Here is a 23,963-nt window from a genome sequence, read left to right as displayed (position 1 = left end):
GCCCTTCTCATGCTGATCATTGTTTTCGTAATTGCCGCGGGAGCGATCTTCTTCCTGTCCCGCGAAGAGGCGACCGTTCCGATCGCCGAGACCTATGGCCCCAACCCGACCCTGCCGGAGCCCAATCCGACCTGGCTGCCGACCGTCCATGTCGCCAGGGCCACGCCGTGGCCGCAGGGCACGAAGCCGACAGCGGCCCAGGGATTTGCAGTCAACGAATATGCCGGCGGGCTCGACCATCCGCGCTGGCTGTATGTTTTGCCAAACGGCGACGTGCTGGTCGCCGAGAGCAATGCGCCGCCCAGGCCGGAGGAGGGCTTCAGCATACGCCGCTTCATCGTCGATTTCTTCCAGAGTCAGGCCGGCGCGGGGACGCATACCGCCAATCGCATTTCGCTGCTGCGCGATCAGGACGGCGACGGGGTGGCGGAAACCAAAACCGCCTTTCTCACCGGGCTGTTCTCGCCATTCGGCATGACCCTGCTCAACGGCAAGCTCTACGTCGCCAACGCCAATGCAATCGTGGCCTTTCCCTACCAGGAGGGTGCGACCGAGATCACCGCACCAGCGGAGAAGATCGTCGACCTGCCTGCGGGGAGGAACCACCACTGGACCAAGGACGTGACCGCCTCGCAGGACGGCACGAAGCTCTATGCGACGGTCGGATCCAATTCCAATGTCGGCGAGAACGGCCTGGAGGCAGAGCAGAACCGCGCCGCCGTGCTGGAGATCGATCTCGCCTCGAAGCAGACGCGTCTCTTCGCCTCCGGCCTGCGCAATCCGAACGGCCTGTCGTGGCACCCGCAAAGCGGTGAGCTCTGGGTCGTCGTCAACGAGCGCGACGAGATCGGCAGCGATCTGGTGCCGGATTACATGACTTCGGTGAAGGATGGCGGCTTCTATGGCTGGCCTTACAGCTATTTTGGCCAGCACGTCGATAATCGCGTCAAGCCGCAGCGGCCCGACCTCGTCGCCCAGGCGATCAAGCCGGACTATGCGCTCGGGGCGCACACGGCTTCATTGGGACTGACCTTCAACACAGGCGACCTGTTCGGTCCTCAATACAGGAATGGCGCTTTCGTCGGGCAGCATGGCTCGTGGAACCGCAGGCCGCACAGCGGCTACAAGGTGATTTTCGTGCCGTTTACCGGCGGCAGGCCCTCCGGCCCGCCCCAGGACATCCTCACCGGCTTCCTGAGCGAGGACGACAAGGCTTTTGGCCGTCCTGTGGGCGTGGCGATAGACCGGCGCGGCGCCCTGCTGGTGGCGGATGATGTCGGCAACAAGGTCTGGCGGGTCGTTCCAGCTCAGACGCAATCGGCGCTGTGAGCAGTTCGTGCTGCCGGCGACCCGATGAGGAAGCGATAGGACGCCGCTTGCCGTTGCCGGTCGGAAACAGCGTTCCCGCACCGATCAAGCCGAAATCAAGCTGTCGTTGCCAATCCGCGCCCGCGTGCATGCCGGACCCTCTGACGCATACGATCGGCAAGGGAAGCGAGCGAGCCTTGCGCCGTGCGCGTCCCAAGAACGGATTGCAGGACAACGCCCTGCGTTGCGAATTTATGCTTGAACGCCTCTGCACCGCACAGGAAATCGACCGTGCTCAAGCCGTGATCGAACGACCACTGTATGTAGTCCATCATCAGGATCATGCCCGGCGACGCCCGGCTGAAATCCGGATCGAAAGTGGTCACGAACGCCATCATGGTGTGGTGCTGGACGAAGTTGATGGAAATCGCGACCATCGCGCCATCGCATTCAAGTACGAAAATGTGCAGCACGCCGGCGCGCGCCAGCGCGTCAACGAGTGCGGCCAGTACCGGCGCTCCCTCTTCGAAAAGTTGCGATTCACGCTTGCGCTCGACCAGCCATCTGCGCTTCAGCGCAGAGAGCCGGTCCAGTACCGGCTGCAGTGGCTCGTCTGGCGCAAGCAGGCGAAATTTCATTTCCCCGGCTTCTTCCAACGTCTTGACGCCGCGCCGATAGTTCTGCCGCGTCTTTTTCGATTGCTCCGCGAACCACGCGGCTCCGCTCGCCCACTGTCCGGCGACGCGATAACTGACTTCCTCCCTGTGATTGGGCCGAAGCCTGATCCCGCTGGAGGTATCCGGAGTGAAAATCTTGCGGGCCGCCGCACCCGGCAAGAGACGATTAAGAAAGGCAATATCGAAGCCACCGGCGTCACAGATCCGGGCCCATACGTCCTGCAGGGCCGATGACGAGCATTCCGGAGCAACGAGAATATCGCCGTAATCGGTATAGCTGTTGGCCGCCCATTCGAGAAACCGCAGGCCCTTGCGCTTGCGGATCGCCATGGGAAGGACAGCAACGAGCCTGCCACCATTCCAGACCAGGCCGATCCGCAGCGCGCGCTGGTCACGGTCCGCTACGGTATTCCACCAGGCCGAAATCCAGGCATGACTCTGAAAGACCAGCCCATCGGTGCGATGCCAGAGATGCACCCAATCGGCTTCGATCGCAGCCAGGCGATCCGCCGAACGGACAACTTCCAGGCGCTCTGCGCTCGAAGCGTCAATCGAAACAATGGTGTTCATGAAGGGGAACGATCCTGTGCGATGGCATCGGGACGCCTCTGGAACGGTCTGCGGAGATGCCCTCCCATCTTCCTGAGCGGCAGGATGTAAAGCCCAAAGAGCGATTGATAGTCGCGCACATCGCGATCTATCAGACCAAATTTGAGGTCTTCATCCGGATCCGGGACAAACTGCGTCCCGAAGAGGCGATCCCAGAACGAAAACAGCAGGCCAAAATTCTTGTCGTAGTGGCGAGGGTCGATGCTGTGGTGCACCTGGTGCCAGTGCGGACACAAGATGACGTTGTTCAACGGGCCGAAGGAAATCTTGAAATGGGTATGACGAACAAAGTCCATCATCAGGATGTTGCGGACTACATAGACGTTGATGCCGAAGATGGCGATCTCTACCGGATCGAGCGCGATCAGGCTCCAGATGCCGAAGCAGATCCCCGGGATGACGCCATCCCACATGCGGTTCATCAGGTCGTCCAGCGGATGAACCCGATCCTTGGTGATTCCCACCATCACCTCGGCCGAATGATGCACTTTGTGCAATTCCCACAGGAACGGGAAGTGGTGCTGGGCGACATGGTAGAGATAGTATGAAATGTCGTAGGCGATCAGCATGGTTGCGGTGAAGATGGCGATCGTCACCGGCCCGGCCGCGCTATCGATGAGCGGCGCCTCGATATCGAGCAGCCAGCCGATTGCCTGGTGCGTCCCATAGCCGACGGCGGCAACAAAGGTGACGCCGGCAGGGATGAGCAGGAATGGCATTATCGCCCGTTTGGTGACCCAAAATAGGACATCCGCTCGCGCCGACGGGTGCAGGATGACTTCCGCGGGGAAAGCGAAATCGAAAAAGTCCCTGAGGGATTTATGCTCGACAGTCCGCCAGTAAGCGACCACCGCGCTCCCCAGTGCCGTGAAAAACAGGAGGCCGAGCGTCACCAGATCGACGTTCGAAAGCTTTTCCACAATCAATCCGGCGAATTCAGAAAACATCGTTGCGGTGGCTCCTGGGCCGTAAGATGGCCATCCGGCGAATTGCGAAGCAAGAAACTTGCCAAACCCACTGCATGTTGCCGGCAACCAAATGGCTATTGCGGCTGCAACAAGCATAAGCATGCCGGATTTGCGCCAGACTAGCAGTTCAACCGTAACAAAACGCTAAAAGTTCGAACGCAATTAATCTCGAACATGGCCGAAACACCGGAGAGGCCGCTCCGCTGCAGCGCCGGTCGCTATCATAGCGGCCGGCGGATTGCCGCGATGTGTATCTCAATTCCGTCGTCGCCCACTTCGCCACGCCAGGCGATGCGTTCGGCCGGCTGCCTGACGCCAAAACGCGGTGAAACCCAGCCGCCCTGCCCCGGTGCGTCGCCGCCGGCACGGATGTCGACCGCAGCGTCCGGAAAGCGCATGGCTATCAGCGGCTCATCGCCGCGCAGTACCGTGACCGTGTTTTCGTCCCGGTCGGTGCCGAGGCCGGCTGCGAGTTGAAAGACGATCTCGGCCACACGCCTGCCGCCGAGCAGTTGGTCGGTCACGACGATGCCGTCGGCCCGGTGCATCACGGTGCGCTGATGCATGACGCCGAAGCGGCTTTTATACCCGTCATGGCGGGCGCGCAGCTTCCAGTGCGTTCCCGGCTCGCTCTCCACCAACTCCGCAACCGCCTTGTGCGACCAGTTGAACATCCCGGCGATGATGCTTTGGCTTTTGCCCTCGATATTCAGCGTGTTATGCGCCGGTGTCGAGCGAAACCAGTTGCGCCAGACGCCTCCCGAACCGTAGAGCCAGGTGCCGGGATCGACCAGCACCGGCTCGCCATCGATGCACAAGGTGAGCGACAGCGCGTCGGCATGGCCGTGAGCCGCTATCGAGAGATAGCCGAGCGGGCCGTGGTCGAATGTCAGATCGATGCTGCGGCCGTTCATCTCGCCGCGCCAGACCGAGAGCCCGCCCTGCGTGAACGTTTGCAGCCCACGCGACACCGGTGCCGGCTCCAACGGCGTGCCAAAGACAAGCGCCCGAAAATCGTCGGGTCCCGCTGCCTTGCCCGGCATCTGTAGAAAGCCATGGATGGCGGCGGCGACGGATCGGACATAGTCCGGCTCGTCCCCGAGCGTCAGCACGCGACCTTCGTCATTGTCGCCAAAGCCGGCGGCTTGTGGCAGCCAGGCGACAAAATTGGCAAAAGTGGCCAGGCGCGCTTCAACGGGCGAGGCAAACGGCGTTCCGGCCTGGCGTGCCGCAGCGGCGCACAGCAAGATGAGTTCGGCGGTGAAGGCCGCATATGTCGGGGTTTGCTCGGCACCGGCGCCATCGGCGAGAATCTGCTTGCGCGCCTCAGCCAGGAGGGCGCCGCGTGCAGCGTCGGGTGCGGCCCCCAACGCCAGGCCGACCAGATACTCGCCAGCCAGTTCAGCGACGAGATGATTGTTGGCGGAGGAAAACCGGGAGGGGAACCGCGGCAGCCAATAGGCGCTTGCCGCCAGTATTTCGCCCACTTGCTGCCGTGTCGCCGCGCCCAGTTGGTCGCCGACGAGGTCCATGGTGACAATCAGGCTGATGGCGCGCAGCGCGACTTCGATGCCGGAGGCCCAGCCAACCCCCCGAAACGGCGGGTTGGCCGAATGCCAGCTGTCGATCGCCGCCTCTATGGCCCTCCGGGACTGGTCGTCGCCGGCGAGAAGCAGGTGGGCGGCCAGTGGCGGCAACTGCTGCAGCCGGTTGATCTCCCAAACATATTTTACATCGCCACGGCCGCCGCCATGGCGAAAATCGATATCGAAAGTATGGGCCTCGGCACCCGGCCAAAGCCTGCCGGTCACCGGATCAAGGCGCCAAAGCTCAGGAGGAAACAGCCGATCGGGATCGCGCCGTGGCCATGTCCGCCCAAGTGCGGAAAACTCGCCGCCAAGCGTGTTTTGCGCCGCCGCCGCTATGGCTTGCCGTTGTGCCGGTGTCGCAGCCAGCACAGCATCGCGCAATCCACGCAGCACCGGATGCAACCGGGGCGAAGCATAACGTTGCCAGCCGCCGTCGCGGCGGCGCGAAGCGATCCTTCGACGCTGCTCGCCCAGCCGGTGCAACACCTCAGCCGGCTCCATGCTGCGCAACCGGTTGATGTACCAGCCGATTCTCATACCGCCCCGCCAGGGTTTGGATTCTTGTATACCATGCTGTCGAAAAGCCGAGCGACCGCAATCCTCTTTTCCGATCCTGCGGTTAATATCTCCAACCATGAAACGGAAAGAGTGGCGATGAGAAGGACTGCGTTTGTTGCAGCGTGGATGCTCGGCATGGCGATAGCCGCCAGCGCTGCGCCGATCCCGCTGCAGCGCGGCGTTGGCGTGCATGAATGGCTCAACTGGTCGCCGGTGGAGGAGGATGGATCCTACCGTTGGCCTCCCTATCGCAGCGAGCAGGAGTGGCGCGCTGGACATAGGCCGCTCACCGATTGGCCCGGCGACGCGTTTGCGCGCATTCGGTCGATGGGCTTCGACTTCGTCCGGCTGAGCGTCGACCCCGGCCCTCTGCTTGCCAGCCGGGGCGCCAAGCGCCAGCAGGCGCTCGACATACTTGCCGCCGCGGTCGAGCGGGTCACGTCGGCCGGCCTCAAGGTGGTTTTCGACCTGCACGGCGTCACCCAGGTTCCGGCCTACAGCATGGAGATGATCTATGACGGCGCCGACAGCGAAGGCGTTGCCAGCTATCGCGAAATGGTTGTGGCGGTCGCCGCCATGCTGGCCAGGGTTGGCACCGACAAGGTAGCCCTCGAGCCTTACAACGAGCCGGCATACTACCCCTGTGATTCGAGCGGCAGCGATGACTGGCAGCGGATCATGGCAGACACGGTCCGCGATATTCGCGCAGTCAGCAGTGAACTCACCATCGTCGCAACAGGCGCCTGTGGCGGCAGCATTGCCGGACTGGTCAATCTCGCCCCCGGCTTTGACGATCCGAATGTCTACTACAGCTTCCATATGTACGAGCCGCACAGTTTCACGCACCAGCGGTCTGACGGGACAGGCGCTTTCGCCTCGGGGCTGCCCTGGCCGGCCGACAGCAGCACGCCCGAAAAGGTGACCGAAACCCTTAAGGCCCGGATGGACGCCGCCGGCTTGAGCCCGGTCGAGCAGGTGATGAACATGGTCGCGGCGCGTGAAGCAATCGCGCGGTATTTCGAGCAGAATTGGGGGCCGAGCGAACTCGAGGCGAGCTTCCGTCAAGCGGTCGACTGGGCCGAGGCGCATGGCATTCCAGGCCGGCGGCTGTTCATGGGCGAATTCGGCGTCATCCTCATGTCTGCGGACGGCCGCATGGGCGCGTTCGACGCTGACCGTCTGCGCTATCTCGAGGCGGTGCGCCAGCAGGCGGAACGCTTCGCGATACCTTGGTCTGTCTGGGAATTCGCCAATCCCCATGGGATGACCGTCATCCGGCCCGAAGGGCCTGCGGTCCCGGACTTGGAGATGTTGCGGGCACTGGGCCTGCCATAGCTGCCATTACCCCGCTGCACGGGGGAGCATCAAATCACGCAACGGCAGGAGCTACGGTCTGCGGCCGCAACCGTCGGTGGCACTTAAATCAGGCCGCAGAGTTTTGGTCAATCAGTCAAGTCCAGCTTTGAACCACCTTGGCGGCTTCTCCTCGTGATCCGGTTTGTCAGCAACCAAGTGTTTAATACATTCGTCGTAAACAGAGTCGCGAATACGCGCGCCCAGGGAAGAGATAATGTGTGGAATTGCCGGCTGGATCGGCCCGAGGGTCGAGAATCCACAAGATCGGGCCGCCAAAATGTCCAGCACATTGCGGCATCGTGGTCCCGATGCCGAAGGCATCGAGTTCCTGGACTTGAATACCGGCGAGAACCAATTGGCATTGGTGCACCGCCGCCTGGCGATTATTGACTTAAACGCCGAATCAAATCAGCCGATGCATATCGACGACGGCCGTCTCAGGATTATTTTCAACGGCGAAATATACAACTACATCGAGTTGCGCCAGGAACTGATCGGCCTCGGTCATCATTTTCGAACGCGCTCCGACACTGAGGTGCTGCTCAGAGCTTACGATCAGTGGCACTTGTGCATGTTTGACCGATTGAGCGGCATGTTCGCTTTTGCGCTCTGGGATGCTCAGAGGCACGAATTGATCCTCGGCCGGGATCCCTTCGGCAAAAAGCCCCTTTATCTGATGCAAAGCGAAAAATTGCTGTCGTTTGCCTCGGAGATCAACGCGTTGTTGTCATCGCAGCCAAAAGCGCAGCTCGATCTAGACACCGTGCACGAGTATTTGCGCTGGCGTTACGTGCCTGGACCGCGCACGCTTTTTAAACAAATCCGCAAACTCAACCCCGGAAGCTATGCCGTTTGGTCGCAAGGGACCGTGACGGAAACGCGCTATTATACGCCTCCAGATCAAACGGATCTGACCGAGGATATCGAAGACGAAACCGCCAAGCGACGATTTCTGGAGCTGCTCGACCATTCCGTCGAGATCAGAATGCGCAGCGATGCACCCTTTGGCGCCTTTCTCTCCGGAGGCCTCGATTCGTCAGCAATCGTCGCCCTGATGACCAAGCACAGCGACAAGCCCATTCGTACTTTTTCGGTCGGTTTCAGCGAACCGGCCTATAGTGAACTCCCATTCGCGCGACGCGTCGCCGATCATTTCAAGACTGATCATTGCGAACTGGTCATTGAAGCGGACGACCTGATTGACCAACTGCCCAAGTTGATTCGCCATCTGGGCGCGCCTGTTTCACAAAGTTCGGACATTCCAATTTACCTGATGTCGGAGCGAGCCTCGCAGGACGTCAAGATGGTGCTCACAGGGGAAGGGGCAGACGAGATTCTCGGCGGGTATCCCAAACATCGCGCAGAGTCACTGGCTGGAATTTACCGGTCGCTCGTTCCAGCCTTGCTCCACAATAACCTCCTCGCCCCTTTGATACGCGCCATGCCTGGCGCATCGGCCAAGTTCGATACATTTGCCCGAAGCGCGGGTGAAAGAGACTTTGCCGCCCGGATGATCTCCTGGTTTGGAGCCATGACAGCGCGGGAACACGGTCGCCTCATCGGTGCGCCGGCCAATTGCGGCAATGAACGTAACGACTTCCCGTTCTCCTCAAGCGCGAAGGCATCCCATCTTCGCCGGGCGCTGTTTTTCGATCAGACATCGTGGTTGCCCGACAATCTCTTGGAACGAGGCGACCGGATGATGATGGCCGGTTCAATCGAAGGAAGAATGCCGTTCCTCGATCGCGATCTGGTTGCGTTCGTCAGCAAATTGCCCGATCGCTACAAGGTGGGTTGGCGGAAGGGTAAGCTGATCTTGCGCAACAGCATGGCGAACATGCTTCCTGAGGAAATTCTCAACCGCCGCAAGATCGGGTTCAAGGTGCCTGTCGCCGAATGGTTTCGCGGGTCGATGAGGAACTACGTGCACGACCATCTTTGCTCCTCTCAATCCGTCATTCGCAGCTATTTGAGCGCGAAATACCTTGATCAAATTGTCTCGGAGCACACCAAGGGTGCGGCAGACCACGAAAAGCTAATATGGGCGCTGTTGAATTTGGAAATATTCCATCGCGAATTCGCGCTTGGAGCGCCGCAGTGACGCCAATGGGATCGGTGTCGCGCTCGACCCGCAGCTGCTCGTCTTAGGCTCACCTGCGCACTCAAGCGACGGCGCGCAACCTCAGCGTCCATGTTTACAGGACAGCGTCAGCGCTTGACCGATTGAGCCTTTAACGCGACCGACCTCCAGACGTCGCAGATCGCACCGACGAACGGTGCGAGCTCAAGCCGTTCCCGATGCACGGCCATCGCGGCAGCACCAAGCCTGGCTCTCAATGCCGGATTCTCGACCAGCCGTGTCAGCGCCTCGGTCAACGCCGCAACATCGCCGGGCGGCACCAGCAACCCGGATTGCTCGCTTGTGATGATATCCTCCACGGCGCCGACAGGCGTCGTCACTACCGCCAGACCTGCGGCCATACCTTCGATGACCGAGACGGGGAGGTTTTCGGCAAAGGAGGGCAGGACCAGAATGTCCGCCGAAGCGATCAGCGAAGCGACCTCGTCGGGCCCGACCCAGCCAGGAAGGGTAACGCGCTCGGCAAGGCCCAGTTCGGCCGTTCTCATCCGTGCCGCCTCGACGTCGCCATCGCCGGCGATCGTCGCGCGCCAACTCCTGATCGGCTCCATGCGGTGCAGCGCATCCAGCAATTGCGGCACGCCCTTGCGGTCGCCGATGCGGCCAAGGAACAGGATATGCACATGGTCGCCGCCACCGACATGCGCCAAGGAGGGAATCGCCGTGGCGTTGGGAACGATGACGATATTGTCGGTCGCCCGCGGTGCCCGGCTGGCGACGAAGTCGCGCCAAAGCCCGCCCAAGACGATCACCCGACCGGCACGCTCGAACAGAGCTTCGATGCGGCGGCTCATGAAACTGCGATCGTCTTTCCAGAATGTCTCATACTCCGCCCCGTGCAAATGCAGGACATAGGGTATCGACAGCAGCCGTGCGCAGGCGGCGATCACCATCTTGCGATAGGTGCTGCCGGAGACTGATATATTGATGTGGATGACATCGGCGCGCTTGCCCAAACGCGCCGCAAGCATGCGCAAGCAAAAGTCAAACATATAGAAGATCGAAAATCCGACATGCCCCGGGCCGCGGCTGGCAAGGAAGCGCACATCGATGTCGGCGATCTCCTGCCGCTCGAACTCCTGCTTCAGCGCCCCCATGATGCGGTCGATCCCGCCCTGCCCCGAAACGCCCGAAGGCGTCGCGACAAGGACGTGGACCTTTTGATTGTGAACCGGACGCTGCAACATGACTCCATTTCGGAACGACAAAGCAAAGGTTTCAAATAGGGTTTACTACGAATCCGTTAGTTCAAACTGAATCTGTTCACCCTTTGCCGTCATCACGCTGGATTTTCCGCCGGTCGACGGTTAACGAAGGTGAATTTTCGGGGACAACCCTTTGCTGCTGCGCTCCACGCTCATCTATGCCCCGGCGATCCTGCTGACGCGGATTTCCGCGCTGCTCCTGCTGGTCATCGTGACGCGGTTGATCGATCAGACCGAGTATGGCCTGCTGACCCTGGTGGTGACCGTCGGCGAAATGACCGACGTTGCGGTAACCAACTGGCTGCGCATCGCTTTGCTCAGGCTTGGCGGCAAAGGCGACGTCAGCCGCGGCAGCCTGATACTGGCCGGGCGGGTGTTGCTTGCCAGCACGGCACTGGCGCTAATCATATCCGTGGTCGCCTCCGCAGTGATCGTGCCGGAGCGCTGGGTCGAGTTCGCGACCGCTGTGTGCAGCTACCTGATTGCCGGTTCCATCGGCCGCTACGCGTTGACGGTGCTGCAGATGCAGCAGCGTCATTCGGTCTATTCGATGCTCGAGTTCCTGCGCGCCCTGCTGCAGCTGGCGCTGCCGATCGGCGCCATCGTCCTGTTTCAAGATTCCTTTCTGACGGTATCGCTCGGCTCGAGCCTTGGTGTTTTAATCGCCGGTATCGTGGCGGGCATCATGGCATCCCGACGCGTCGTTGCCGGTCCGCCACGCTTCACCCAAAAGGAGTTCTTCGTCCTCGGCGTGCCCCTGGTCATAATGGCGCTGGTAGGCTTCGGCCTGCATAGCGCCGAGCGTGTGTTCCTCAAGATCTATTACGATGCCGGCGCAGTGGCGATCTTCGCCGCAGCCTATGCACTGGCCCGCCAGCCGATCGATATGGTCGCCAATTCCATTAACATGGGCGCCTTTCCCGAGGTGGTCAGTCGGTTCGACGACGACGGGCCTGCGGCATCGGGCCGGTTGCTGTCGCAATTGATGGCCTTGATGATGCGCCTATGCCTGCCGGTTGCAGCGATGCTGGTCGCACTCAGCAGCGATATCACGCAGCTACTGCTGCCCTCCGAATATCACGGCCGTTTCGGTCTGCTCTTTCCGATCATCGCCTTCAGCGTGCTGTGTGCCAATCTCGCCAGCTTCGTCTATGGCACCGTGGTGCACGCGCACAAGCGGCCGTGGCTGCTGATCATCGCCAATTCCTTCGGCTCGGTGGCGACAATCGCACTGTCCGTGCTGTTGATCCCGCCGATGGCGGAGGTCGGCGCTGCTTTGGCACTGGCGGGCGGATCGCTGGTCGGCCTTTTAGCCTGCATTATCATCAGCGAACGGCTCACCCCGGTGCCGGTGCCATGGCGCGACATCGGCATGTCGGTCGTCATCTCGACCAGCACGGGGCTGGCCGCCGGCCTTGCCAGCGCTCTGTTCGGCGATATGCCGGCCATCTTCTCGCTCGTCGCCGGCGGCGCCGCTGGCGCAGTGGTTTTCTTCGGGCTGACCTGGCTGGTCTACCCTGCCGCCGCGATGCAATTCGTAGCCAAGCTGAGGGCGCGGCTAAGGCTCGCCTAGGCCGCAACGGCATTTGCCAAATTGCCGTGCCATAGTCCTGGAAAAGGCGGCTCCGACTTCGGACCGACGCAGCAGCCCAGGGTCGGCGCCCTGGCAATCGCTATTTATGGACCGACCTTCCGGCGTCCCCGACGGCCCCATAACTCCCGGCACAGCAGCGCCGCGTAGGCGGCGTTGGTGTCATAGTAGCGGCGCCACAAGCGTCGCGGCTCCTGCGCCACGCGAAACAACCACTCCAGACCGGCCGCTTGAACCAGTTTTGGCGCCCGGGCAACCTTGCCGCCATAGACATCGAAACTGCCGCCCACGCCCATGACGAAACTCGGGGTGAGTTCGTCACGATAGCGCTTGATAAAGCGCTCCTTGCGCGGCGTCGGCATCGCCACCAACAGGCAGTTGGCCCCCGAGGCGTTGATCGCCTCGACGATGCCGGCCTCGTCTTCCGGCTTGAAATAGCCATTGCGCATGCCGGCGACGACGAGACCCGGATGATCCTTGGCAAGTCGCATTCCAACGGCATCGAGAACGGATTGTTCGGCGCCCAGGAGGAAGGGCCTGAAGCCACGCTTCGCGCAGAGGCTCAGCAGATTGATCATGATGTCGACGCCGGCCACCCGCTCCGGCAGCGCAACGCCGCAAAGACGCGCCCCCCAAAGCACGCCGATGCCGTCGACGTTGATCACATCCGCCGTCGCCACATCCTCCCGCAGCTCGCTATTGTCGCGCATGTTCACAAGCTTGGCGACATTCACCACCACATGATGCAGCGGCCGCCGCAGGGTCATCGCCTCATCGGCGATGGCCAGCGTCTCGGCCATGGTCAGCGCATGGATCGGCGCGCCAAGGAATTCCCGGCGCCGCGACGCCAACAGGCGATGCTGCGCCCATGCCGGGTCGTGCGCGTTCATGCGGCCTCCTCTGCACTTGCAGGAAGCGCCTCGAGCGCTGATTTCTTGCCTTCGATGCGGGCGTCGGGCTTGCGTGCCTTGCGCCAGGTCCACAAACCCCTGGTGTCGATGAGCTTCTTGTCCTTGAGCGCTTCGGGATCAACCAGATTGAACTGCCGATGGTCGACCAGCAGGACGACGATATCGCACTGGTCGATGGCGGAAAGCGCATCGGTGAAGACGATGCCCTTGCCCTCGAGCTCATGCGGCAGCCTGTGTGCGTTGGGTTCAGCCGCAATGATCTTCAGGTTGGGAATATCCGACAAAAGCTTCACCACCTCGACGGCCGGGCTCTCGCGCATATCGTCGATATTGGGTTTGAAGCTGAGGCCAAGACAAGCGATCGTCTGTTTGCGGGACGGGTCGAGCAAGGCTTGTATATCCCTGACCACCGACAACGGACGCTCGGAATTGATCCGGCGTGCCGAAGCCATCAGCCGCGTGCTGTTGGGCGCGGCATCGATGATAAAATACGGATCGACCGCAATGCAGTGGCCGCCGACCCCCGGGCTCGGCTGCAGGATGTTCACGCGGGGGTGCCGGTTGGCGAGATCGATCACCTCCCAGACGTTGAGCGACAGATCCTGGCACACTGCCGCAAGCTCGTTGGCAAAGGCGATGTTGACGTCGCGGAACGCATTCTCGGTCAACTTCACCAGTTCCGCGCTTTCGGCCTGGGTCGTGAACAGGTCGCCGGCAACAAAGGTTGAATAGAGTGCAGCGGTGCGTTCCGACGACTTGCGCGATAGTCCGCCGATTGAGCGATCGTTGTTGATCAGCTCGGTTAGGACCTTTCCCGGCAACACCCGCTCGGGCGAGTAGGCGACCAGGACATCGGCCTGTTCGCCATGCGCGAGAGGAAATTTGAGATCGGGCCGCAACTCGGCAAGCAGTCCCGTCATGATGCGCGTCGTGCCGACCGGCGATGTCGATTCCAACACCACAAGGTCTCCCCGCTTCAGCACCGAGGCGATGCTTCGTGCCGCCGCGAGCACATAACTCACGTCAGGCTTGTGGTTCTCGGTTATCGGGGTAGGCACGGCGATGACAAAGGCGTCCGCCGGCTGCGGCGTCGAGAAAGCCCTGAGCTTGCCGTTGCCTACAACCTTCTGGATCAGACCGTCGAGGTCCGGCTCGACGATGTGGATCTCGCCGCGATTGACCTTCTCGACCACCGCTTCGTTGATGTCGACGCCAATGACGTCGAGCCCACGACTGGCGAAGATGGCACAGGTCGGCAGGCCGATATAGCCCATGCCGATAACGGAAACGGTCTTGATCTCAGCCATGATGCAGCAGTTCCTCAACGATCCGGTTACTGGCCCGGCCATCGCCATATGGGTTGTGTCGTTCCGCCATGCCGCGATAGGCCTCCTGGTCGTCGAGGAGGCTGTTGGCATTCAACAGGATCTTTTGGATATCGGTGCCGACGAGACGGGCGGTGCCCGCCGCGATCCCCTCGGGCCGCTCGGTATTCTCACGCATCACCAGCACCGGCTTGCCGAGCGAAGGCGCTTCTTCCTGCACGCCGCCGCTATCGGTCAGCACCAGATAGCTCTGCTTCTGCAGGAACAGGAACGGCAGATAGTCCTGCGGGTCGACCAGGTGGATGTTCGGCACGCCGCCCAGTTCTGCGTTGACCACCGAGCGCACATTGGGGTTGGGATGGACCGGATAGACGATCTGCACGTCCTCGCGCATTGCCAGCCCCTTCAGCGCCGTGCAGATACGATGGATGCCGCCGTCGAAATTCTCACGACGATGACCTGTGACGAGCACCATTTTCTTGGCCGGATCGAGGAACGGGAAACCGGCGGCGAGTTTTGCGCTCATCAGACTGTCGGCGTCGATCGCGCCGGAAAAATGCAACAGCGTGTCTATCACCGTGTTGCCGGTCACGAAGATGGTGCTCGCAGCCTTTCCTTCGGCGATGAGATTGTCGCGCGCCTGGATGGTCGGCGCGAAATGCCAGGTCGCGATATCGCCGGCAATCTTGCGGTTCAGTTCCTCTGGAAACGGAGAGTTGATATTGTGGCTGCGCAATCCGGCCTCGATATGGGCGACCGGGATGCGCTTGTAGAAGGCAGCCAAAGCCGCAGTCATCGCCGTGGTCGTGTCGCCTTGCACGAGGACGATATCAGGCTTCGCCTGCTCCAGCACTTCGGCCATGCCCAGCAGCACGCGCGAGGTCACGTCGAACAATGTCTGGCCGGGCTGCATGATGTTGAGATCATGATGCACCGGCAGGCCGGTCAGTTCGATGACCTGGTCGACCATCTCGCGATGCTGGCCGGTGATGCATGTCTCGGTGATGAAACCTGGATGGGCAAGCGCGGCACGCACCACCGGAAAGCATTTGAGCGCCTCAGGCCTGGTGCCGAACACGATCAGCAGTTTTTGCCTGGACGGCAGTTTTGGATGTGAAAGGATGTTCATTGCTGATCCTGGTCGCCAGAAGGCGTCGCGACCTGCCGATTATTCGCCACGAGCTATAATAGCGGCAGAAGCCGCCTCCGTTACCTTAAATCTTAATATATGATTAACAGCCAAGCCCACGTTCGCCCCGGTAACTCTTATGAAAGCCTGAACCGATAGGTATCCTGGCAGAGTAGTCTTGAAAAAGAATATATTCGATTGACTAATATTTTAATTATCGGCCACACGGTCGGATCTCGGCGCTGGGAAAATGCGCTTCTGGTGCGGTTGAGCGCAGGCGGTCACGTGGTTTCGAGCGGCCGCGCGCCGACGCCTGCGCCGATCGCACGCGGCCTGGATAGTGTGCTGGCGATCGAGAGCCGGCGCTTCGGTCCCTCATTGGCAAGCCGCTCCGAGCCGTTGCCGTCTGGCGGTTCTGGTCCGGCCGAACTCGTGGTCGATCTTACCGGCACTTTCGCACGGCGAGGCACGCCGGTTTTGACGCTCGAATTTTGCGGCCGCAGCAGCTTCCCTGCCGGTGTGGCCGAGACGCTGGCGAGCGGGCGATTGCCCGAACTTGCCGTGCGCCTCGACGGCGTCACAGTCACCCGGGGCCGACCGATGCTCGGCGACCGGCTCTGGCTGTCTCGCAGCTGCAACGACCTGCTCGCTGGGGCCATCTCGCTGGTTGCGCAAAGCGTTGCCCGTTTTGCCGCGGGCGAACTTGCGCCAATTGCCGATAGTCCGGCGCCGATGCTGAGGAACGCCGGTTTTGTCCGGCACTATCTGCCCTTTTTCTGCCGCGGGTTGCTCGATCGCGCCGTGCAAAAACTCAGGCTTGGACGACGTCCCTTCTATTGGCAGGTTGCCTATCGGCTGATCGACGGGCCAGGTGTCGCCGAAACCGGGCAACTCGACGGTAAGCCGTTCACCGTCCTCGCGGACGATGGCCAGCGATTCTATGCCGATCCGTTCGTCCTCGAGCGGGATGGCCGCCACTATCTGTTTGTTGAGGAATTTCCCTACGCTACCGGTCGCGGCGTGATTTCTGTCGCCGAACTGGGCGCCGACGGCAACTTCGGCGTACCGAGGGTGGTGCTGGAGGAAAAGCACCACCTGTCGTATCCGCAGGTGTTCGCTCACGCCGGCGAGATTTTCATGATTCCTGAAAGTGCGGCGGCGCGCGAGCTTGTGCTCTACCGCGCCGCGCAGTTTCCAGATCGCTGGGTACGCGACACCGTGCTGTTGACGGACAAGGATTTCAATGATGCCACGCTGCTCGAATCGGACGGCCGCTTCTGGCTGTTGGGGACGGAGCGGTTCGGTTATGGCAGCGCGTCGGACACGATGGCGGTTTATTCCGCACCCTCGCTGCGCGGGCCGTGGGTTGCGCATGCGCTCAATCCCATCGCCGTCGATCACTCGGCCGCTCGCCCCGGCGGCGCCTTTATCCGCCACGGTGACGCCCTGGTGCTGCCGGTGCAAAACGGGTCGAGAGCCTATGGCGGCGGTCTCGGGTTGATGCGGCTGGACCGGCTTGACGATTTCGATGTCAGTTTTGCGCCGCCCCGCCCGATCGGCCCGGGGCCGGCATGGGCCCGCACGGGCATTCACACGCTCAACCGCGCAGGCAATGTCGAGGTTGTGGATAGCGCCGGCTGACGCGTCTGGAGCCTGCGCTATCCAGGCCGATTCAGTATTGGCTTGGAAGCAGCCGCGGCCGACAGTATGCTGGCCGGCCCGCTTCGAAACGGGGCGTTTCTATAGGCAAGCAGCAACACCACGATAATGGTGATCTCCGGCGATTTTGACGAGAGCGCGTTGTTCGACAGCGCAGCAAGTAGGAACGTGATGGTGCCGATCCATGCCGGCAGCGGCGCCCCGCGCAGCAACCGGAAAATGAACCAGAACACCAGCCCGATGAAGAGCACGGCTATCGGCAAGCCGAACAGCATGATGATGACCACCGGCGCGCTCTCGATATAGGGTAGATGCAACTTCTCGTTGACGATTGCCAAGAGGTCGTCGACGTTCATGCCGAACAGGATGTCTTTCCAGCTGACAAGTCCGAACACCTGGTAGATCGTCACCCGCGCCATGAAATTTTCGTCAAAGATCGTGTTGCCGAATCGGTTCAGCAGCCCGCCCGAAAACAGTATGGCCACCAGCACTGCGCCGCCCGCCACGGCGAACAGCAGCACGACAGACTTGGCCTGCCGCTGATGCTTGAGCGACAGGCGCGGCCAGGGCACGAACATCAGCAGGATGAGGGTTTCTGCGGCAGCGAGCAACAGGGCGGCGCGGGCGCCTGATGCAGCACAGCCGACGAGCAATATGAAGATCGCCAGCACCCGCACCCATATGCGCCAGTTCGTCAGCGGTACGAACCCGATGACTGTGGCGCAGAGCGCGCCCAGGGCCAGCGGGTGCGCCGATAGGCCGATCGGCCTGAACTGCAGTTCGGTGAGACCGTAGGGCAGAAATCGATGTTGAGTCACCGCTTCGATCGTGCCCATCACAGCGCTGAGGACCACCATCCCAAGCACGAGGTCGCCCAAGGCACGCCGCACTTGCGCGTTCAGGGCCAGCATCAACAGGCCTGCGGCGCCCGCCACCAGATAGGTATCGATGATAAACCCGGAGGAGCCGGCACGGCCGGTGATGAACAGATACGGCACCAGCGCGAAAATCACCCCAGAATAGAGCAGCAAAGCCTTGAAGATTCCAATTTCGTCGCCTTGCAGCAGAAACGGTCGGCTGAAAAGGACGACAGGAAGCAGCAGGAAGATAGCATAGGTGCCGACATGCAGTTTCTCGTAGAACGAGCCACCGTCGGCGGTATAGTCGACGACCATGTTCATGATCTGCGGTGAGACCGTGAAGCGGAGCAGGAACGCCAACGCCGCGCACAGGAAAAACAGAATCGACAGCGCGTTCTGACGGCGCGCCTGGCTGGATCGTTCCGATACGGCAGCTGGATAGCTCATGGCCGATCCAAGTGAAGGTATTCAAACGGCATTCTGGCCAACGAGATCCATTCAAGGGGCCGCTGAACGGACGCGGTGCGTGACTCGGCAAAATATGCCAACTTGGAAAATGACATGTTAACAATCTTTCTGTAGTGCTGGTCCGCGTAGCGAATAACCAGAGTTAGCACCATGTCCGCCGCTTCCGGCACAACCCCTCCCTCTGCAGCGGGTTCCGACCTCAGCGCGTTCGAGCGGATCGCCAATGCGCGGCGCGCCAGCAGGGCAAGGCTGCAACAGGATGCTCCGGTCACGGCGCGCCCCTCCGCCCCTGTCACTCCGCCCACGCCCGAGCCTGTCCCGACGGTGACGCTCGACAAGATCGCCGATTTCCTCGAGCTCGATTTTCGACGCCTTTTTGTCTGGCTGCGTGCCGGGCTCGTCCTGGCATTGATGCTGGCGGTGGCCGGCGGCGTCATCGGCGCCGCCTACGGATTGCTGAGCAAACAGCGTTATACCGTCACGACGGAAATCCTCATCAATCCTGCCAATTTGCAGGTTGTGGAAAACGATGTCTACTCGCAACCGGGCCAGGTCGACAGCCAAATACTGAACGCGCGCAGCAAGCAGCGCATCTTGACCTCCGGCAACGTGCTTGCACGTGTGGTGGACGAACTCGGTCTCGCCAACGATCCGGAGTTTTTCGATCCGGACCAGACCGCTTCCACCTCTGGTGCTGCAGTGAGTGGCGGCAAGTCCGATCCGAAGCTTGTCGCCCAGAAAAGCCTGGCGCAGCGGGTCAGCGTCGCTGCAGATGAAACCTCGTTCGTCACAACCCTCGCGGTATCGGCAGAAACCACCGGCAAGGCGATCCTGATCTCGCAAGCCATGGTGAAGGCTTTCCAGGAAGAACTGGCCACGGCCGAAGCTGCTGGCGCCGGCCGTGCCGCAACTGCTCTTGAGGGCCGGCTCGGCCAACTCAAGCGCGACGTGCAGGCAGCCGAAGAGAAGGTCGAGAGCTACAGGCGCAGCCACAATTTGTCGGCCAGCAATGGCCAGCTTGTCAGTTCGCAGACGATGACGCAGCTCAATAGCGAAATTGGCGAGGCGCAATCGCGCGTCATCGCGGCGCAGGCAAGTTACGACGCCTTGGTTGCTTCCGGTGTCAATGGGGCCAATCCTGACCCCGCGGTTTCGGCAGCACTCTCAGTGCTGCGCGACAAGGCGAATGGCTTGCGGCAGCAGATCGATTCTCAGTCCATGACCTTTGGTCCGCGCCACCCGACGATCGTCCGGCTCAGGACAGAATTCGAAACCGTCAGTTCTCAACTCAGGGCGGAGTTCTCCCGCACGGTCGGCACGGCAAAAGCCAACCTGGACAAGGCCAACGCCTCGTTGGCTTCTCTCACCGCCAGGATGAACGCTCTGAAGAACAACGTTTTCACCGACAGCGAGTCCCAGGTCGCCCTGCGTGAGCTTGAACGCGACGCTGCCTCGAGAAGGGCGGTCTATGAAAGCTTCCTGTCTCGCGCGCGCCAAATCACCGAGCGCGAGCAGATCGACACCACCAATGTGCAGGTGATTTCCACCGCCGTGCCGCCACCGGGTCGCTCGTGGCCGCCCCGCACCCCTGTGACGGCAGGCCTGGGAGCTTTCGCCGGCTTTGCTCTGGGCATGCTGCTGGCCATTGCCATGGGTATCGTTCGCGACATGCGCCAGCCGCCGAACCGATCAGGCATCGGCGTCAGCCGAGCCTGAATCCAGGCATGGCGAAGCGCATTGTCTTTCACATCGCCAGTCTCAGGGGCGGCGGCGCCGAGCGTGTCTTCGTCCTCATGGCAAATGAATTGGCATCGCGTGGGCACGATGTCACCCTTTTTACCTGGAACGCGCAAGGACCCAACGCCGCGCTGCGATCCCCCGCCGTGCATCTGGTCGATTTCGACCTTCCCATCCAGGGCGAGGGTTACGGCAAGTGGGAGACGCTGAAAGGCATCGTGCGAAGCGCAGGTTTGTTCAGCCGCCTTGGTCCGCATGCGGTCTACAGCGCCCCGGAATTTGCCAATCTGGTCGTGGCGCTGGCGCTTCTCCTGGCGCGAAGCCGGGCGCGGTTCTTTCCAAGCTTCCACGCAGCCGCCTCACTGCCTTCCAGCAGCCTCGGCGCGAGAATAGCGGTCTGGCTTTCCGCACTGGTTGCAGCGCGCGCAACCAATGCCATCGCCGTCTCAACGGGTGTCGGCCGCGACCTTGCGGCCCGCGGCTTTCCCAAATCCAAAATTGTCGTCATCAACAATCCGCTGCCGCCGGTTGCGGCGCTCCAGCAGGATCCCCATGCATGGCAGCCACAGCTGGCGAGGATGGGCGATGGCCCGGTCGTCGCCACCGCCGGGCGCCTGGTGCCGGTCAAGGACCATCGGACCTTGCTGCGGGCTTTCGCTATCCTGCGCGCCGGCCGCCGCGCTCGGCTTGTCATCTTCGGTGAAGGTCCGCTGGCTGCCGAATTGCGCGCCTATGCCGAGGAAACCGGTATCGGCGCGGACGTGCTTTTTGCTGGCTACGTCAACGACCCAGCGGCCTGTTATGCCGCAGCCGACCTGTTCGTGCTTTCCTCGACGAGCGAAGGCTTTGGTAATGTGTTGGTCGAGGCCATGGCTGCGGGCGTCCCGGTGGTCTCCACGGATGCGCCACATGGCCCGCGCGAGATTCTCGGTGACGGCCGTTTCGGCGCCTTGGTGCCGGTCGGCGATGCCGCGGCTATGGCAAAGGCGATGGCTGACATGCTGGACCACCCCACTTCTGCCGCCATCCTGAAAAGCAGGGCGGCGGATTTCGAAGTTGAAAAGATCGGCGATCTGTACGAAGCGCTGCTCTAATGCATGTCGCCCAAAAGTGCGCAGCGGTTTTGGGTCAACGACATGCACAAAACAAAGACTTAAAGCGCGTCGCATGAATCCCTTCAGACACGACGCGCTTTAGCCTAGAACTTCGCGCTGGCGTCGATTGCCGCCAGCCGCTATCGCCATTCGCGCCGACATCGAAATTTGATAGCAGCGGATGAAGAAAAGCAGCAGGTCGGTCACCGCGGCAGGAGCGCGGGCAGCCGCGCGGCGATTCTTTTTAAAGGAGTGTTCGAATGAGACATGTGTGGCGTTGGTTCGGCCCGGTCGACAAGGTGACGATTGCGGACGCGCGTCAAGCCGGGGCGCAAGGCATCGTCACGGCCCTTCACCACGTTCCTCACGGCGCCGTCTGGCTGCCCGCCGAAATCGAAAGGCGTCAGCGCGAAGTCGCGTCCTTGCCGGATGGCAGCGCAAGCGAACTGAACTGGGAGATTGTCGAAAGCCTGCCGGTTTCCGAATCGATCAAGACGCAGGTCGGCGAATGGCGCAGCCATCTTGCCAACTACAGGACATCGCTGGAAAACCTGGCGCGAGCCGGCATTTCGGTCATCTGCTACAATTTCATGCCCGTGCTGGATTGGACCCGCACCGATCTTGCCTGGCGCCTGCCGCATGGCGGCACCACCATGCGCTTCGATCTGATCGACTTCGCCGCATTCGACATCCATATCCTGAAACGCCAGGCGGCGCTCGGCGACTACACACCGGAGATCGCCGCCGAGGCGGAGCGCCGATATGCGCAAATGGATGACCGTGCGCGCAAGGTTCTGGCAAGAAGCGTCAATTCCGGCCTGCCCGGCTCGACCGAAGACACGTCTCTCGACGGTCTCGCGGCTCAACTGTCAAATTATGACCGCATCGACGCAACCGCCCTGCGCCGGCATTTCGTCGATTTCCTGGCGGAGGTCGTGCCCACGGCCGAACGCCTCGGCCTGCGACTCTGCTGCCACCCCGATGATCCGCCGTTTCCGCTGCTCGGCCTGCCGCGCATCATGTCGACCGAGGCCGACTACAGCTACGTTCTGGACGCAGTCGACAGCCCGGCCAACGGCGCGACGCTGTGCACCGGATCGCTCGGCGCAATACCCGATAATGATCTGCCCGGCATGATCGAGCGGATGGGGCCAAAAATCCATTTCGCCCATCTGCGCAATGTGCGCAAGGAAGCGGCCGGCACCCCCTGCTCGTTCCACGAGGACGAGCACCTTGCCGGCGACACCGACATGGTGGCGGTGGTGGCGGCGCTGCTTCACGAGGAAGCGCGGCGCAAAGTGGAGGGCCGCCCGGACGCCATCATCCCGATGCGCCCCGACCATGGCCAGGATATCCTCGATGACCTGACGCGCGGGGCGCAGCCCGGCTATCCGGCCATCGGCCGGCTCAAGGGATTGGCCGAGCTTCGCGGCGTCGAACATGCCATTCGCAGGTCGACATCAGGAGAGCCGATCTCCACTTACACCGCATAATCCAGAGGGAAATGCCACAGGCCGGTCCGCGACCTGTGCTCGTTAAACATGCCATCGTTCGACCGCTGGGCGTCCGGCAGTCCGCCTCCGGCTCGATGGCACCTTTTCACCCATTTGCGCGGACTTGTGTATAATAGCAACATGCGGCTTGAGTCCGATTGCAATCCGCTAGGTTACGCTAGTTATTGGTCCACCCGCAGCCGGTGTTGAGAAGAACTCTTGGAGGCGGTTGGGAATTCATATCCTGGGAGGAAATTGAGATGAGAAGATTCGCCGCCGCTCTGGCCGCCGCCGCCGTCACGCTGTATTCGTTCGCCGCGGGCGCGCAAACCTATCCCGAACGCACCATCACCGTGGTGGTGCCGTTTTCGGCCGGCGGCCCGACCGACACGGTCACGCGCCTCATCGCGGAAGCCATGTCGAAGGATCTCGGCCAGCAGATCATCGTCGAGAATGTCGGCGGCGCCGGCGGCACGCTGGGCGCCGGTCGCGTCGCGAGCGCCGAGCCCGACGGCTATACGCTTCTCCTCCATCATATCGGCATGGCGACAAGCGCCACGCTATACAGAAAGCTCGCATACGACACACTGAACAGCTTCGAATATGTCGGTCTCGTTACCGAGGTGCCGATGACCGTCGTCGGCCGCAAGGACCTCGAGCCGACCGACCTGAAGGGGCTGGTCGACTACGCCAAGGCCAACAAGGATACCCTCACCGTCGCCAATGCCGGCATAGGCGCGGCCTCGCATCTGTGCGGCATGCTGTTCATGAGCGCGATCGGCACGCCGCTGGTCACCGTGCCCTACAAGGGCACCGGACCGGCCATGACCGACCTTCTCGGCGGCCAGGTCGACATCATGTGCGATCAGTCGACCAACACCACCAAGCAGATCCAGGGCGGCACGATCAAGGTCTACGCCGTAACCTCGGCTGAACGCCTCGATGTTCTGCCGGACGTCCCGACGACGACGGAAGCCGGTCTCCCGGAAGTGCAGGTCGGCATCTGGCACGGCCTCTACGCGCCCAAGGCCACGCCGGCGGAGGTCACCGAACGCCTGTCGAAGTCGCTTCAGGTCGCGCTGAAGGACCCGAATGTCGTCGCCCGCTTCGCCGAACTCGGCACCAAGCCATCACCTGAAGCTGATGCGACTCCGGCCGCGCTGAAGGCCAAGCTGGAGGGCGAGATCGCGCGCTGGAAGCCGATCATCGAAGCCGCCGGCCAGTACGCCGACTGAGATTTTGAACGGGGCGCCCACCAGCGCCCCGTTTTTTTCGCACCGGCCCCA

Annotated in this window: 17 protein-coding genes; 9 read left to right on the top strand and 8 right to left on the bottom strand. The window is 61.7% G+C overall.

What is annotated here, in order from left to right; translation table 11 throughout:
• Positions 1 to 9: 9 nt before the first annotated feature.
• Entirely contained in the window at positions 10 to 1,329 is a 1,320-nt protein-coding gene (locus AC0L3D_RS06615; protein WP_473643623.1) for a PQQ-dependent sugar dehydrogenase, read from the top strand.
• Between the two features lie 95 nt (positions 1,330 to 1,424).
• On the opposite strand, the gene AC0L3D_RS06610 is transcribed toward AC0L3D_RS06615, so the two are convergent.
• The 3 genes from AC0L3D_RS06610 to AC0L3D_RS06600 all read right to left on the bottom strand — a co-directional run bounded on the left by AC0L3D_RS06610 (position 1,425) and on the right by AC0L3D_RS06600 (position 5,688).
• Positions 1,425 to 2,555: a GNAT family N-acetyltransferase gene (locus tag AC0L3D_RS06610; protein WP_473643575.1), complete on the bottom strand. Its 1,131-nt coding sequence runs from the start codon at positions 2,553 to 2,555 to the stop codon at positions 1,425 to 1,427.
• Positions 2,552 to 3,541 (bottom strand): sterol desaturase family protein, encoded by a 990-nt coding sequence (locus AC0L3D_RS06605; RefSeq protein WP_473643573.1) that lies wholly within the window; start codon positions 3,539 to 3,541, stop codon positions 2,552 to 2,554. Before AC0L3D_RS06605 ends, AC0L3D_RS06610 begins: the two co-directional genes overlap by 4 nt.
• A gap of 242 nt (positions 3,542 to 3,783) precedes the next feature.
• Entirely contained in the window at positions 3,784 to 5,688 is a 1,905-nt protein-coding gene (locus AC0L3D_RS06600; protein ID WP_473643572.1) for a heparinase II/III family protein, read from the bottom strand.
• A 117-nt stretch (positions 5,689 to 5,805) separates the two neighbouring features.
• Between AC0L3D_RS06600 and AC0L3D_RS06595 the strand changes: the two genes are divergently transcribed.
• Together AC0L3D_RS06595 and asnB are read left to right on the top strand one after the other, a co-directional pair.
• The gene (locus AC0L3D_RS06595) at positions 5,806 to 7,044 is read left to right on the top strand and encodes a glycoside hydrolase family 5 protein (protein WP_473643570.1); all 1,239 of its coding nucleotides are present in this window, start codon (positions 5,806 to 5,808) and stop codon (positions 7,042 to 7,044) included.
• A 235-nt stretch (positions 7,045 to 7,279) separates the two neighbouring features.
• The gene (gene asnB, locus AC0L3D_RS06590) at positions 7,280 to 9,166 is read left to right on the top strand and encodes an asparagine synthase (glutamine-hydrolyzing) (RefSeq protein WP_473643568.1); all 1,887 of its coding nucleotides are present in this window, start codon (positions 7,280 to 7,282) and stop codon (positions 9,164 to 9,166) included.
• 107 nt (positions 9,167 to 9,273) lie between these two features.
• On the opposite strand, the gene AC0L3D_RS06585 is transcribed toward asnB, so the two are convergent.
• Positions 9,274 to 10,392: a glycosyltransferase family 4 protein gene (locus tag AC0L3D_RS06585; RefSeq protein ID WP_473643567.1), complete on the bottom strand. Its 1,119-nt coding sequence runs from the start codon at positions 10,390 to 10,392 to the stop codon at positions 9,274 to 9,276.
• 151 nt (positions 10,393 to 10,543) lie between these two features.
• Between AC0L3D_RS06585 and AC0L3D_RS06580 the strand changes: the two genes are divergently transcribed.
• Positions 10,544 to 11,983, top strand: a complete 1,440-nt coding sequence (locus AC0L3D_RS06580; protein WP_473643565.1) for a lipopolysaccharide biosynthesis protein — start codon at positions 10,544 to 10,546, stop codon at positions 11,981 to 11,983.
• 104 nt (positions 11,984 to 12,087) lie between these two features.
• Here the strand turns inward: AC0L3D_RS06580 and AC0L3D_RS06575 are convergent, their stop codons facing one another.
• From AC0L3D_RS06575 to wecB, 3 genes are read right to left on the bottom strand one after another with little or no spacing between them, the layout of a single operon-like run.
• Complete coding sequence (locus AC0L3D_RS06575) at positions 12,088 to 12,891, bottom strand: WecB/TagA/CpsF family glycosyltransferase (protein WP_473643563.1); 804 nt, start codon at positions 12,889 to 12,891, stop codon at positions 12,088 to 12,090.
• Positions 12,888 to 14,219, bottom strand: a complete 1,332-nt coding sequence (gene wecC / locus AC0L3D_RS06570) for a UDP-N-acetyl-D-mannosamine dehydrogenase (protein WP_473643561.1) — start codon at positions 14,217 to 14,219, stop codon at positions 12,888 to 12,890. The genes AC0L3D_RS06575 and wecC overlap by 4 nt, the downstream gene beginning before the upstream one ends.
• The gene (gene wecB, locus AC0L3D_RS06565) at positions 14,212 to 15,366 is read right to left on the bottom strand and encodes a non-hydrolyzing UDP-N-acetylglucosamine 2-epimerase (protein WP_473629096.1); all 1,155 of its coding nucleotides are present in this window, start codon (positions 15,364 to 15,366) and stop codon (positions 14,212 to 14,214) included. The genes wecC and wecB overlap by 8 nt, the downstream gene beginning before the upstream one ends.
• Positions 15,367 to 15,885: 519 nt before the next feature.
• On the opposite strand from wecB, the gene AC0L3D_RS06560 reads away from it, so the two are divergent.
• On the top strand, positions 15,886 to 17,007 hold the full coding sequence (locus tag AC0L3D_RS06560; protein WP_473643560.1) for a glucosamine inositolphosphorylceramide transferase family protein: 1,122 nt from the start codon (positions 15,886 to 15,888) through the stop codon (positions 17,005 to 17,007).
• A 17-nt stretch (positions 17,008 to 17,024) separates the two neighbouring features.
• Here the strand turns inward: AC0L3D_RS06560 and AC0L3D_RS06555 are convergent, their stop codons facing one another.
• Positions 17,025 to 18,332 carry a VpsF family polysaccharide biosynthesis protein gene (locus AC0L3D_RS06555; RefSeq protein ID WP_473643558.1) on the bottom strand — a complete coding sequence of 436 codons (1,308 nt, stop codon included), beginning with the start codon at positions 18,330 to 18,332 and terminating at the stop codon, positions 17,025 to 17,027.
• 171 nt (positions 18,333 to 18,503) lie between these two features.
• Between AC0L3D_RS06555 and AC0L3D_RS06550 the strand changes: the two genes are divergently transcribed.
• The 4 genes from AC0L3D_RS06550 to AC0L3D_RS06535 all read left to right on the top strand — a co-directional run bounded on the left by AC0L3D_RS06550 (position 18,504) and on the right by AC0L3D_RS06535 (position 23,912).
• Positions 18,504 to 20,069, top strand: coding sequence for a GumC family protein (locus AC0L3D_RS06550; RefSeq protein ID WP_473643556.1), 1,566 nt, complete (start codon positions 18,504 to 18,506; stop codon positions 20,067 to 20,069).
• Positions 20,070 to 20,077: 8 nt separating this feature from the next.
• Complete coding sequence (locus AC0L3D_RS06545; RefSeq protein ID WP_473643555.1) at positions 20,078 to 21,184, top strand: glycosyltransferase; 1,107 nt, start codon at positions 20,078 to 20,080, stop codon at positions 21,182 to 21,184.
• 260 nt (positions 21,185 to 21,444) lie between these two features.
• A complete protein-coding gene (gene uxuA / locus AC0L3D_RS06540; protein ID WP_473643553.1) occupies positions 21,445 to 22,677 on the top strand; it encodes a mannonate dehydratase in 1,233 nt (410 codons plus the stop codon).
• Positions 22,678 to 22,937: 260 nt separating this feature from the next.
• On the top strand, positions 22,938 to 23,912 hold the full coding sequence (locus tag AC0L3D_RS06535; RefSeq protein WP_473643551.1) for a tripartite tricarboxylate transporter substrate-binding protein: 975 nt from the start codon (positions 22,938 to 22,940) through the stop codon (positions 23,910 to 23,912).
• Positions 23,913 to 23,963: the final 51 nt, after the last annotated feature.

Source organism: Mesorhizobium sp. WSM4837, from assembly GCF_055811435.1.
The sequence above is the reverse complement of the archived record's forward strand: the minus strand, read 5'-3'. Positions and strand labels throughout refer to the sequence as shown.